Annotated in this window: 9 protein-coding genes and 2 pseudogenes; 7 read left to right on the top strand and 4 right to left on the bottom strand. The window is 68.3% G+C overall.

Annotated elements, in window-relative coordinates; translation table 11 throughout:
- Positions 1-3 precede the first annotated feature (3 nt).
- Positions 4-1,368, bottom strand: a complete 1,365-nt coding sequence (locus ASF98_RS22605; RefSeq protein WP_055807219.1) for an 8-oxoguanine deaminase — start codon at positions 1,366-1,368, stop codon at positions 4-6.
- Positions 1,369-1,765: 397 nt separating this feature from the next.
- Between ASF98_RS22605 and ASF98_RS22600 the strand changes: the two genes are divergently transcribed.
- The 7 genes from ASF98_RS22600 (at position 1,766) to ASF98_RS22570 (ending at position 10,931) form a co-directional block, all read left to right on the top strand.
- Positions 1,766-2,260: a nucleoside deaminase gene (locus ASF98_RS22600; RefSeq protein ID WP_055807217.1), complete on the top strand. Its 495-nt coding sequence runs from the start codon at positions 1,766-1,768 to the stop codon at positions 2,258-2,260.
- A 14-nt stretch (positions 2,261-2,274) separates the two neighbouring features.
- Positions 2,275-3,807 carry an NCS2 family permease gene (locus ASF98_RS22595; protein WP_055807213.1) on the top strand — a complete coding sequence of 511 codons (1,533 nt, stop codon included), beginning with the start codon at positions 2,275-2,277 and terminating at the stop codon, positions 3,805-3,807.
- Positions 3,808-4,025: 218 nt separating this feature from the next.
- Positions 4,026-5,318 carry an XdhC family protein gene (locus ASF98_RS22590; protein WP_055807210.1) on the top strand — a complete coding sequence of 431 codons (1,293 nt, stop codon included), beginning with the start codon at positions 4,026-4,028 and terminating at the stop codon, positions 5,316-5,318.
- Positions 5,309-6,319: an FAD binding domain-containing protein gene (locus tag ASF98_RS22585; RefSeq protein WP_055807208.1), complete on the top strand. Its 1,011-nt coding sequence runs from the start codon at positions 5,309-5,311 to the stop codon at positions 6,317-6,319. The genes ASF98_RS22590 and ASF98_RS22585 overlap by 10 nt, the downstream gene beginning before the upstream one ends.
- A gap of 2 nt (positions 6,320-6,321) precedes the next feature.
- On the top strand, positions 6,322-9,195 hold the full coding sequence (locus ASF98_RS22580; protein WP_055807205.1) for a molybdopterin-dependent oxidoreductase: 2,874 nt from the start codon (positions 6,322-6,324) through the stop codon (positions 9,193-9,195).
- Between the two features lie 7 nt (positions 9,196-9,202).
- The gene (locus ASF98_RS22575; protein WP_055807669.1) at positions 9,203-10,186 is read left to right on the top strand and encodes an aldo/keto reductase; all 984 of its coding nucleotides are present in this window, start codon (positions 9,203-9,205) and stop codon (positions 10,184-10,186) included.
- A gap of 94 nt (positions 10,187-10,280) precedes the next feature.
- Positions 10,281-10,931 (top strand): uracil-DNA glycosylase, encoded by a 651-nt coding sequence (locus ASF98_RS22570; RefSeq protein ID WP_055807203.1) that lies wholly within the window; start codon positions 10,281-10,283, stop codon positions 10,929-10,931.
- Between the two features lie 4 nt (positions 10,932-10,935).
- Here ASF98_RS22570 and nboR read toward each other — a convergent pair whose 3' ends face one another.
- From nboR to ASF98_RS23920, 3 genes and pseudogenes are all read right to left on the bottom strand, one after another.
- The gene (gene nboR, locus ASF98_RS22565; RefSeq protein ID WP_055807200.1) at positions 10,936-11,544 is read right to left on the bottom strand and encodes a nicotine blue oxidoreductase; all 609 of its coding nucleotides are present in this window, start codon (positions 11,542-11,544) and stop codon (positions 10,936-10,938) included.
- Positions 11,545-11,628: 84 nt separating this feature from the next.
- Positions 11,629-12,403: pseudogene (locus ASF98_RS23925) on the bottom strand (transketolase-like TK C-terminal-containing protein); the annotation flags it as partial.
- A gap of 1 nt (position 12,404) precedes the next feature.
- Positions 12,405-12,876 (bottom strand): annotated as a pseudogene (locus ASF98_RS23920) (pyruvate dehydrogenase (acetyl-transferring), homodimeric type); the annotation flags it as partial.

Here is a 12,876-nt window from a genome sequence, read left to right as displayed (position 1 = left end):
CGGCTACCCGTTCACCAGCTTCCGGGCCGCGGCCGAGTGCTCCGCGATTAGCCCGGCAATATCCAGCCCCGGAATCTGCCCGTCGACCACCCGCCATTGACCGCCTACCATCACCCGGTCGGCCCGGTCTGCTGCGCACAGCAGGAGCGCGGCCACCGGATCGTGGCTGCCGGAGAACCGCAGCTCGTCGAGTTTGAACAGGGCCAGGTCCGCCTGCATTCCCGGCGCCAGCTGCCCCAGGTCACCGCGGCCCAGCACGGCCGCCGACCCCCGCGTTGCCCAACCCAGCGCGCGCTCCACCGGGACCTGCGCACCGTAGCGCAGCCGCTGCAGGTACAGCGCCTGCCGCGCCTCCAGGATCATGTTGGAGGCATCGTTCGACGCCGAACCGTCCACTCCCAGCCCCACCGGGACGCCTGCGTCCTCAAGTTCCAGCACGCGTGCCGTGCCTGAAGCCAGCCGCATGTTGGACGTGGGGCAATGCGCGACGGCGGTGCCCGCGGCTCCCAGCGCGGCGATTTCCGAGTCGCTGAAATGGATGCCGTGGCCCAGCCAGGTCCGGTCCGTCAGCCAGCCCACGCTCTCCAGGTATTCCACCGTGCGCAGCCCGAACATCTCCCGGCAGAAGTCCTCCTCGTCCAGGGTTTCGGCCAGGTGCGTGTGCAGCCGGACGTCGTGCCGCTCTGCGAGTGAGGCGCTTTCGGCCATGATCTCCTTGGTCACGGAAAACGGCGAACACGGGGCCAAAGCAATCTGGATCACGGCACCGTCGCCGCGCTCGTGGTACTCGCGGATGAGCCGTTCGCTGTCAGCCAGGATCACATCCGGCGCCTGGACGGTGGACTGCGGCGGCAGCCCGCCGTCGTCCTCCCCGAGCGTCATGGAACCGCGCGTGAGCGTGGCCCGCATGCCCAGCTCCCGCACCGCACGGACCTCGATGTCGATGGCGTCCTCCATGCCGTCCGGGAAGAGGTAGTGGTGGTCGGCAGCAGTGGTGCAGCCGGAGAGCAGCAGCTCCGCGAGGGCAACCGTAGCGGCCAGTTCCAGGTTCCGCGGCGTGAGCCGCGCCCAGACCGGGTACAGGTTCTGCAGCCACGGGAACAGCGGGGCGTTGGCCACCGGACCCCAGGCGCGCGTCAGCGTTTGGTAAAAGTGGTGGTGGGTGTTGATCAGGCCGGGAAGCAGGACGTGGCTGCCGGCGTCGAACGTTTCCCGGCAGGGCGCTGACGGCAACTGGCCGGCGGCGAGCACTTCCGTGATGACGCCGCCGCTCACCACGATGCCGCCGGAGGCGTCGAGGGTGTTGGCCGTAAAGGCCGCGAGCGGATTCCGGATCCAGAGCCGGTTTGCGGAGGGTCGGGTAGCCATAAGGGGGAGTCCTGTCTGAGCGTGCGGATGAAATGCCAGCTCAGTGAGGGCCTGTCTGCTGATCCAGGCTCCCGGCGCAGTCGAAGGCGAGCGCCGGTTGGGCATCAGCGTAGGACGGCGGGAAGCGCCGCGTCAACGCACTGGATTGTGACCGCCCGCGGTGCCGCGACCGGCGTCACAATTTCACATCACGAAATTAACTTTCCAAAACCTATGGCGCAGCTCACGTTCCGGTGCTAATCTCGATTTTGCCAAAGGCGGGCCCCCGGACTCCGGGGAAGCTATCTACCAGGCGCAACTTAACCTTCAAAAGCACATGCTGAAGCCTGGTAACCGTCGCATCTGGCCCTTTCGTCCCACCTCGGCGTACCGGCTTCCAAGCAAAGGGAGTCGCATCATGAGCACCACCGTCACGGCCCAGGAATTCCTGGCCAGATCCATTGAGTTGGCCACGGCCAACGTCCTCAACAGCGGCGGTCCGTTCGGTGCCGTCATCGTCACGGCAGACGGACAAACGTTCGACGGCGTCAATCGCGTCACCGCCACGAACGACCCCACAGCCCACGCCGAAGTTACGGCCATCCGCCGCGCCTGCAGCGAAATGGGCACCTTCGACCTCACCGGCGCCACCCTGTACACGAGCTGCGAGCCGTGCCCCATGTGCCTGGCATCAGCCCTGTGGGCTCGGGTGGAGCGCGTGGTGTTCGCGGCGGACCGGCACGATGCCGCCTCCGTGGGCTTCGACGACGCAGTGTTCTACGAGTACTTCGAAAACGATCAGCGCGATGCGCTCATGCCGGTCGCCAGGCTGGACCTCAAGGACCCCCAGGCGCCGCCGATCCTCGAACCGTTCAACACCTGGAACACGCTTGAATCCAGGATTGACTACTAGGGCCGGTGGCTGAGATGACAATCCTGGACACCACCTCCGGCGGCCACCCGCAACATGGCGGGCGGCAGCAGCAGCCTGCGGAGTCGCCAAAAACAGGCCCCAAGCGCCCGCAGCCGACGAACGCTTTCCTGGACCGTTTCTTCGATATCACCAAGCGCGGTTCCACTGTGGCCCGCGAGGTGCGCGGCGGCCTGGTCACGTTCTTTACCATGGCCTACATCGTCATCCTGAACCCGCTGATCCTTGGTGGCTTCAGCGCGGACAATGCCCCCACCGATGTTGCCGGCGGCTGGCTGTCCGCAGCGCAGGTGGGCGCCGTCACCGGCCTCACCGCCGGCGTCATGACCATCCTGTTCGGGCTGATCGCCAACCTGCCCTTCGGGCTCGCGGCTGGCCTGGGCATCAACTCCTTCCTTGCCGTGGCCGTGATCCAGGAGGTCACCTGGGCCGAGGCCATGGGCCTGGTGGTCATCAACGGCATCCTGATCGTCCTCTTCGGTGTCACCGGCGCCCGGACCGCCATCTTCCGGGCGGTTCCCAAGGAGCTCAAGGCCGCTATCACGGTGGGCATCGGCCTGTTCATCGCCTTCATCGGGTTCGTGGATTCCGGCTTTGTCCGGGCCACCACGGCCGGTCCTCCGGTCCAGCTGGGCGACAACGGATCCATCACCTCGGTTCCCACCCTGGTGTTCATTGTGGGCCTCCTGGTCATGGGAGTCCTCGTGGCCCGGAAGGTGCAGGGCGGCCTGCTGATCGGAATCGTGGCCACCACCGCACTGGCCGCCGTGGTTGAGGCCGTTATGAAGATCGGCCCCGGCAGCGCGAGCAACCCCGGCGGCTGGCACCTGAACACCCCTGTCCTCTCCGGCCACCTGGTGTCCGCCCCGGACCTGTCCCTGGTGGGCCAGTTCGACCTGTTCGGCGCCTTCGGCCGGATTGGCGGACTCGCCGCAACCATGCTGGTGTTCACGCTGGTGTTCACCAACTTCTTCGACGCCATGGGCACCATGACCGGCCTGGCCAAGAGCGCCGGCGTGGCGCACAAGGACGGCACGTTCCCGCGGCTGAAGTCGGCCTTCATCGTTGAAGGCCTGGGAGCCGTGGCCGGAGGTGCGACCTCGGGTTCGTCCAACACCGTGTACATCGATTCCGCCGCGGGCATCGGGGAAGGGGCCCGTACCGGGCTGGCCTCCGTGGTCACGGGCATGCTGTTCCTGGGCTCGATGTTCCTGACACCGCTCACTTCGGTGGTGCCGCTGGAAGTTGCAGCCGCCGCCCTGGTGGTGGTGGGCGCGATGATGATGGCCCAGATCCGCGAGATCAAGTTCAGCAAGTTCTCCGTGGCGCTGCCGGCGTTCCTGACCATCGTCACCATGCCGCTGAGCTACTCCATCGCCAACGGCATCGGCGTCGGCTTCATCTCCTGGGCGGTCATCAGCGCCTGCTCGGGCAAGATCCGGAAAGTGCACCCGCTGATGTGGGTGGTCACGGCCGGCTTCCTGGTGTACTTCGCCCGCGGTCCCATCAACGCCCTGCTGGGCGCGTAGGAACCCGGACGAGGAACACCCTTAGACCGGACCGGGGCAGGCAGATGGGGCCGGCCCCGGTCCACCAAAATGCCGGTCCGCCAACTGGCGGCCAACTCAATCGCAGTAAGAACTGCAATGAAACTGACGCAGGCGCCACAACAGCCGGTGCTTCCCCCGGCGCAGGATAGGAACGAGAATATGGACACCATCGCCGCACAGGAAAAGGGAGTGCAGCAATGTTGGATCTGATGCCCTCACTCAGGGAGTGGCAGCCCGCCGTCACCGGCCAGCGCTGCGCAGTGGCCACCGTGGTGGGCGCGGGCGGATCCGTGCCGAGGCCGCTGGGCACGTCCATGCTCGTGTCCGAAGCCGGCGAAGTGCTGGGGAGCCTGTCCGGCGGCTGCGTTGAAGGCGCCGTGGTGGAGGCGGCTTTGCAGGCGATGCACGACGGCGGCACCCGCCGTGAGTTTTTCGGCTACAGCGCCGAGGACGCGTTCGCCGTCGGGCTCACCTGCGGCGGTGAGCTGGAGATCCACATCGAGCCGCTGGGGTCGGCGCCCCAAGGGCTCCGGCTGGAGAAGCTGCGGGCCCTTGCCGGTCCCGGATCCGCCAGCGCTCTCGCGCTGATCCGGAGGGTGGACGCAAACGGGGGCGGCGCCGTCGTGATCCCGGATCCGGCAAGCTTCCGGGTGGATTCCTCGGCTGAACTTGCGGCGCTGATGGGACTGGCATCCATCGGCGCACCGGCCGGACGGCGGCTGGTGCGCGCTGCCGCTGCGCAGCTGGAACCGCTGCTCCGCGGCGGCCGGACCGGCCTGGTGCGGCTTGCCCCGCCGGAGGGATGCGTTTCCGGCGCAACTGTGCCACAAAGCCACGCTACGAACTCGGCCACCGGCCCGGAACCGGGCCCGGAGCCGATCAACCTGCTGGTCGAGAGCCGGCTGCCGCCCGCCCGGCTCCTGATCTTCGGCGCCAACGACTTCAGCGCAGCCCTGCTGCCCGCCGCCCAGTTGCTGGGCTATCACGTGACCCTGTGCGATGCCCGGCCGGCCTTCGCAAGCCAGTCACGCTTCGCCGGTGCAGACCAGGTGGTCACGGCCTGGCCGCACCGCTACCTGGCCGGGGAAGCAGCGGCAGGACGGATCGACGCCCGGACCGTGGCGTGCGTCCTGACCCACGATCCCAAATTCGACATCCCGCTGCTGCAAACCGCGCTGGGCCTGGACCTGGCCTATGTCGGCGCGATGGGATCGCGCCGCAGCCACCGGCAGCGCGTCGACTCACTGCTTGCCGCGGGCGTCACCGCCGAAGACCTGTCCCGGCTGCATTCGCCCATCGGACTGGACCTCGGTGCAGTCACCCCGGCCGAAGTGGCGGTGTCCATCACCGCCGAACTCGTGGCCAGCCGTAGCCGCACCGCCGGTGCATCCGTGCAGGCATCGTCGCTGAAGGACGGCACCGGCCCCATCCACACCGTTACAACTCAGAACATCAGCACCCCGCAACACCAGGAGACCCCATGGACATGAACACCATCGAGGCCGTGGTCCGCACCCAGGACCCGGCAGAATGGCGCGACGGCGATGCCTGGCTCGCCGGCGGAACCGTCCTCTTCTCCTACGGGAGCCTCGCTTTCGGCAAGGAGCCGCTTCGGCGGCTGCTGGACCTCGGTGACGCCGGCTGGCCCGCCGTCACGGTGACGGATAACGGCATCGAGCTTGCAGCGACCTGCACGGTGGCCAAGCTTTATGCCCTGCCGGAGTCCGATGCCGTGGCGCCTGCCGCCGGGCCCGCTTCCGCCAACCAAGGCAAGGCAGCTGCCTGGCCCGCCCTGGACCTCATCCGGCCCTGCTGCGACTCCTTCGTGGCCTCCTTCAAGGTGTGGAACATGTCCACCGTGGGAGGCAACCTCTGCACCTCGCTGCCGGCCGGTCCCATGATCTCGCTCTGTGCCGCCCTCGACGGGAAAGCCACTGTTCATGGCCCCGGCGGTGCCAGCCGCACGGTGCCGGTGGCCGGCTTCGTCACGGGGGACGGCAAGAACTGCCTGGCACCCGGCGAACTCCTGCGCAGCATCCACCTCCCGGCGTCGGCGCTTGCGTCCCGGGTGGCGTTCCGGCGCCTGTCGCTGAGCAACCTGGGACGGTCCGGGGTGCTGCTGATCGGACGGCTCGACGCCGACGGCACCCTGGTCCTCACCGTCACCGCCGCCACCAAGCGCCCCGTGCAGCTGCGCTTCGCCGCGCAGTCCGACTCTACGGTCTCCACAGCTACCCTCGTCGAAGCGCTCGACGCCGCCATCCCGGCGGAGCTCTACCACGACGACATCCACGGGCTGCCCGCCTGGCGTAAGGACATGACCTACCGGCTCGCGGAGGAAATCAGGGCAGAACTGGCAGCCCCTGCCGGGGTTCCGCCGGCCCGTGTCTCCGGGGACTTCTGGCCCCCGCAGCGAAAATCTCCACAGCACTCAGCTTCACCACAGCAAACGTCTTCACCGCAGGCTTCGCCTCAGCAGGAAGGGGCCTGAGCATGGCCAACGAGACCACCCGCGCCATTGAAATCAACGGCGTCCCGGCTGCGGCCGAGCCGCGTCCCGGGCAGTGCCTGCGCACCTTCCTGCGGGAGCAGGGCAACTTCGGCGTCAAGAAGGGATGCGACGGCGGCGACTGCGGCGCCTGCACGGTCCACGTGGACGGCACGCCCGTCCACAGCTGCATCTACCCGGCCGTTCGGGCTGAAGGGCACGCCGTCACCACGATCGAGGGCCTGGCCGGGACCTGCGGACCGGGCGACGGAACCGCGTCCGACGCCGACGCCCTCCACCCGATGCAGCAGCAGTTCCTGGACCGCCAGGGGTTCCAGTGCGGATTCTGCACCGCCGGCATGGTGATGACGGCTGCCACGTTCGACGAGGAGCAAAAGGAAAACCTGCCCCGGAACCTCAAGGGAAACCTCTGCCGCTGCACCGGCTACCGGGCAATCGAGGACGCCGTTTGCGGCCGTGAAGGACACCCGGACCCCAAGGGTCCCGGTTCGGGGATCGCCGGCGAAGGGCAGCCCGAGCCCAAGCCGGGCCAGCTTGGTGCCGACGTTCCCGCCCCGGCGAGCCTCGCCGTCGTGACAGGAAGGGCCCGCTACACACTGGACGTGCCCGCGGAGGGACTGCCCGGACTGCTGCACCTGAAACTCCTGCGGTCACCGCACGCCCACGCCCGGGTACTGTCGATCGACTCAACCGCCGCACTGGAGATCCCCGGCGTGGTGGCCGTCTTCACCCACGAGGACGCCCCCGCGCAGCTGTTCTCCACGGCCCAGCATGAGCTGTACACCGACGATCCGGACGACACCCGGGTCCTGGACGACGTCGTCCGGTTCATCGGGCAGAAAGTTGCCGCCGTCGTCGCCGATTCCGTGGCGGCGGCGGAAGCCGGCGTGCGCGCCCTCAACGTCGATTACGAGGTGCTGGAGGCGGTCTTCACTCCCGAGGAAGCGATGCACCCCGGGGCCCCGGCGGTCCACGGCGGGAAGGACGCGGCCACGGCGCGCATCAGCCGGCCCGAACAGAACGTTGTGGCGGAGCTGCATTCGGAACTGGGCAGCGTAGCCGCCGGGTTTGCCGAGGCCGACTTCATCCATGAACAGACCTACCGGACCCACCGCGTGCAGCACACTGCGCTGGAAACGCACGCCGCGATCGCCTCGGTCGACGACGACGGCCGGCTCCAGGTCCGCACTTCCAGTCAGGTCCCGTTCCTGGTCCGGCGCACCCTCGCGCGGGTCTTTGACCTGCCCGAGGAACAGATCCGCGTGGTGGCCGGCCGCGTGGGAGGCGGCTTTGGCGGCAAGCAGGAAGTGCTCACCGAGGACGTCGTGGCCCTGGCCGCGCTGAAACTGAAGCGCCCCGTGCAGCTCGAATTCACCCGGACCGAGCAGTTCACGGCCGCCACCACCCGGCACCCGTTCACCATCCACCTCAAGGCCGGGGCCAGTAGGGACGGCCGGCTCACCGCGCTGCAGCTGGACGTGCTCACCAACACCGGCGCCTACGGCAACCATGCCCCGGGCGTGATGTTCCACGGCTGCGGCGAATCCCTCGGCGTGTACAAGTGCGCCAACAAGAAGGTGGACGCCCACGCGGTGTACACCAACACGGTGCCGTCCGGCGCGTTCCGGGGCTACGGCCTGAGCCAGATGATCTTCGCCATCGAGTCGGGCATCGACGAGCTCGCCACCGGGATCGGGATGGATCCGCTGGAGTTCCGCCGCCGCAACATGGTCCTCGAAGGTGACGACATGCTCTCCACGCACCCCGAACCGGAAGAGGACGTGCACTACGGCAGCTACGGGCTGGACCAGTGCACCAGCCTGGTGCAGGACGCGCTGGCCCGCGGGCTCGAACGCTACCGGGCCGCCGGCCTCGATGACCTGGGCCCGGACTGGGTCACGGGGGAGGGGACGGCGCTGTCCATGATCGACACCGTCCCGCCACGGGGCCACTTTGCCCACTCCAGGCTCCGGCTCCTTCCGGACGGAACGTACGCCGCCGACGTCGGGACCGCCGAATTCGGCAACGGCACCACGACTGTCCACGCCCAGCTCGCGGCCACCGCCCTGTCCACGACGGCGGCGCGAATCACCGTACGGCAGTCGGACACGGACCTGGTGCAGCACGATACCGGTGCGTTCGGCTCGGCCGGAACCGTGGTGGCCGGCAAGGCCACGCTGGCGGCGGCGGAAGAGCTCGCTATCCGGATCCGGGCGTTCGCCGCCGGCATCCGCCAGGTGCAGTCCTCCGGCTGCGTGCTGGACGAGGACGCCGTGGTGTGCGAGGGAACGCGGGTGCCGCTGACGGAAATCTTCGACGCCGCTGCAGCCGCCGGCGTCGAGCTTGCCACCGAGGGGCACTGGGGCGGCACGCCGCGATCGGTGGCGTTCAACGTCCAGGGCTTCCGGGTGGCCGTCAACACCGGAACCGGCGAACTGAAGATTTTGCAGAGCGTGCAGGCCGCCGACGCCGGCGTGGTGGTCAATCCGCGGCAATGCCGCGGGCAGGTCGAAGGCGGGATCGCGCAGGCCCTCGGCGCCGCGCTGTACGAGGAAGTGAAGGTGGACGACGGCGGGAAGGTCACCACGGACATCCTGCGGCAATACCACATCCCCACCTTCGCGGACGTGCCCCGCAGCGAGGTCTATTTCGCCGAGACCAGCGACAAACTGGGCCCGCTCGGGGCGAAATCGATGAGCGAGAGCCCGTTCAACCCGGTGGCACCGGCGCTCGCCAACGCTATCCGGAATGCCACGGGGGTGAGGTTCGCCGAGCTCCCCATCGCACGGGACAAGATCTACCTGGGGCTGAAGGAAGCGGGACTGGCCACGCGCCTTGAGAGCGCTAACGGCCTATAGTCGGATGATGGAAAAGCGATTGTTGGGCAAGACCGGACGGAACGTCTCCATCGTTGGGCTGGGCACGTGGCAGCTTGGCGCGGACTGGGGCAACGTGGACCCCGCGCAGGCGCAGGCCATCCTGGCCGCCTCCGTGGAAGAGGGCGTCACGTTCTTCGACACCGCGGACGTTTATGGCGACGGCCGGAGCGAGCAGGCCATCGGCGCGTTCCTGGCGGACAACCCGGGCCTGGACATCACCGTGGCCACCAAGATGGGCCGCCGGATGGACCAGCAGCCGGAGAACTACAACCTCGCCAACTTCCGCGAGTGGACGGACCGGTCCCGGCGCAACCTGGGCCTCGAGCAGCTGGACCTGGTCCAGTTGCACTGCCCGCCCACTGCCGTGTACAGCAACGCCGAGGTCTACGACGCACTGGACATCCTCGTGGCCGAAGGTGCCATCCGGAACTACGGCGTCAGCGTGGAGCGGACCGACGAAGCCCTCGAAGCCATGCGCCACGAAGGCACGGCCACCGTGCAGATCATCCTCAACGCCTTCCGGCTCAAGCCGCTGGACGAAGTGCTGCCCGCGGCCGAGGCAGCCGGGGTGGGCATCATCGCCAGGGTCCCGCTCGCCTCGGGCCTGCTCTCCGGCAAGTACACCGAGGACACGTCCTTCGCGGCGGACGACCACCGGAACTACAACCGCACCGGCTCCGCGTTCGACGTCGGGGAGACCTTCTCCGGCGTGGACTTCGGGCAGGGCCTCAAAGCGGTGGCCGAGTTCGAGGAACTGGTGCCCGACGGCGTCAGCACCGCGCAGGCGGCCATCGCGTGGATCGCGGCGCAGGACGGTGTCAGCACCGTCATCCCGGGGGCCCGGAACGTGGAGCAGGCCCGCTCCAACGCTGCCGCCGCGGGCGTCAGCGGCATCGACGCGACGTTCGACGTAGGTGTCCATGAAATCTACGACCGCTACTTCCGCGAAGCGATCCACCCGCGCTGGTAGCCGGGTCACCTTGGCGCGAACGGGCAGATAATGACCCCAACCCGGCCGCTTTCGAGGGCCATATCTGCCCGTTCGCGCTTGGAAGGGGGCCAAGGTGGGCACGCCGTCCATAGCGGCCTTCGTTGACAGGCTCGCGGCCGTGGCAACCGGCCCGGCGTGCAACAACTTCTTCGATCACGCCGTCCCGGAAAATGCGCAGCGGCGGCGGAACCTGCAGATCTACCTCCAGGAAATGCTGGACCGCGCCCCGAAGGTGCTGCTGGTGGGGGAGGCCCCCGGGTTCAGGGGCATGCGGATCACCGGAGTTCCCTTCACGAACCGCACCATGTTTGAGGGGCCGGCCAACAGCTTCGGGCTGTTCGGACCGGGGAAGGGCTACGTGCTGCCGCCGGATGCTGCGGGGATTGCCGCGGAGCCCACCGCAACGGTGATGTGGGACGTGCTGGCCGAGCTGGAATTCCTGCCGCTGCTGTGGAGCGCCTGTCCGTGGCATACGCACGTGGCGGGACGTCCGCTGTCCAACCGCACTCCCACGGCAGCGGAAGCGGCACTCGGAACACCGTTCTGGCAGTCGCTGACGGAGCTGTTTCCCATTGAAACCGTGGTGGCGGTGGGCAACGTGGCGCACCGCAGACTGCAGCGGAGCGGACTGGACGCGACGAAGATCAGGCATCCCGCCCATGGCGGCCGGTCCGGCTTCAAACGCGGACTGGAGGAGTTGCTCGCAGCGGGAATGCGGCCCTGAACTGCTAGTCGAGCAGCCCCAGCTGGTCCGGTGAATCCAGGTCCCCGCCGCCGGACTGGTCGCTGCAGTCCACCAGGTCGATGAGTTCCGGGTGGGCCCCGAGGAAGAAGCGTGCACCGGCGTCGCCCGTTGCTGATTCCGTCGCTTCGGCACGCAAGGTGGCGTCCAGCAGCAGCGGATGACCCCGTTCGAGGGAGCCGTCCGGTGCCCGGTAGGCGGCGGCCGTCACCCGGCCTGGCCGGTGCAACGACAGGAGCCGGGCCACTGTTTCCCGGGTCAGCCCGGGCTGGTCGACCAGCGCTATCAGCACATGGTCCCCGGCTGGCGCGGCCGCAACGCCAGACCGGAACGAACCGCCCATCCCGGTCTGCCAGTCAGGGTTCTGGACGACGGTGTACGGGGTCAGGTCCGCGGTGTTGCCGACGTTCGCCGAGTCGGCCCCGAGGACAACCACGACGTCGCGGCAGCCGCCGTCGAGCAGCACCCCGGCGAGCACTTCCACCAGGGTGCGGCCGCGGAACGGCAGCAGGGCCTTGGGGCCCCGCCCCAAACGGGTGCCCGCCCCGGCGGCGAGCAGCACCGCCGTCGTACTCCGTGCCCGTAAGTCAGCCATCGCCCCAGCCTATCCAGCCACACGACAGTTGACGGCAGTTGTTCCAGAGGACGACTGCCGTCAACTGTTGTAGGGATGAGCCGCTCAGGCGTCGCCGCCCGCTCCGCCGGTGGTGCCGGCGTTGACATCCAGGAGCTTGTAGCGGTCCATGGCGTACGACGGCGCGCCCTCCTCCACGTCGCCCCTTGCCGCGAGCAGCTGCAACGTCTTCACCACGATCGAGTGGGTGTCGTTCTTGAAGAAGCGGCGGGCCGCGGCGCGGGTGTCGGAGAAGCCGAAACCGTCCGCGCCGAGCGAGGCGAACTGATGCGGCAGGAACTGCCGGATCTGGTCCGGGACGGCCTTCATGTAGTCCGAGACCGCCACGACAGGGCCCTGCGCATCGGCCAGTTGCTGGGCCACAAACGGGATCCGGGCCGTCTCGCCGGGGTTCAGGAAGGCTTCCTCCTCGGCCGCCAGGCCGTCGCGGCGGAGCTCGTTCCAGGACGTCACGGACCAGACGTCGGCAGAGACGCCCCAGTCCTCAGCCAGGATCCGCTGGGCCTCCAGCGCCCACGGCACCGAAACGCCCGAGGCCAGGATCTGGCTCTTCGGACCCCCAGTGCCCGACGCCGACACCCGGTAGATGCCTTTCAGCACACCGTTGACGTCGAGGTTCTCTGGCTCGTTGGGCTGGGTGATGGGTTCGTTGTAGACGGTGATGTAGTACATCAGGTTTTTATCGGACGCGGCTCCGGTTCCTTCGCCGCTTGCAGCCTCAGGTCCGTACATGCGCTCGATGCCGTCGCGGACGATGTGGCCCATTTCGTAGCCGTAGGCGGGGTCGTAGGTGACCACTGCCGGGTTGGTGGCGGCGAGGNAGATGGGTTCGTTGTAGACGGTGATGTAGTACATCAGGTTCCGGTTAGTCGAATCAGGTCCGTACATGCGCTCGATGCCGTCGCGGACGATGTGGCCCATTTCGTAGCCGTAGGCGGGGTCGTAGGTGACCACTGCCGGGTTGGTGGCGGCGAGGATGGGGGAGTGCCCGTCGGCGTGCTGCAGTCCTTCACCGGTGAGGGTGGTCCGGCCTGCGGTGGCGCCGATGATGAAGCCGCGGGTCATTTGGTCCGCGGCTGCCCAGAAGGCGTCGCCGGTGCGCTGGAAGCCGAACATGGAGTAGAACACGTAGACCGGGATCAGCGGCACTCCGTGGGTGGCGTAGGCGGTGCCGGCGGCGGTGAAGGCGGCGACGGCGCCGGCTTCGTTGATGCCGGGGTGGATCAGCTGGCCCTGGGCGGATTCCTTGTAGGCCAGGACCAGGTCCCGGTCCACGGACAGGTAGTTCTGGCC

Origin of the sequence: Arthrobacter sp. Leaf337 (genome assembly GCF_001423745.1) — a bacterium.
Lineage (GTDB): Bacteria > Actinomycetota > Actinomycetes > Actinomycetales > Micrococcaceae > Arthrobacter.
This window is presented reverse-complemented; position numbering and strand designations above follow the sequence as displayed.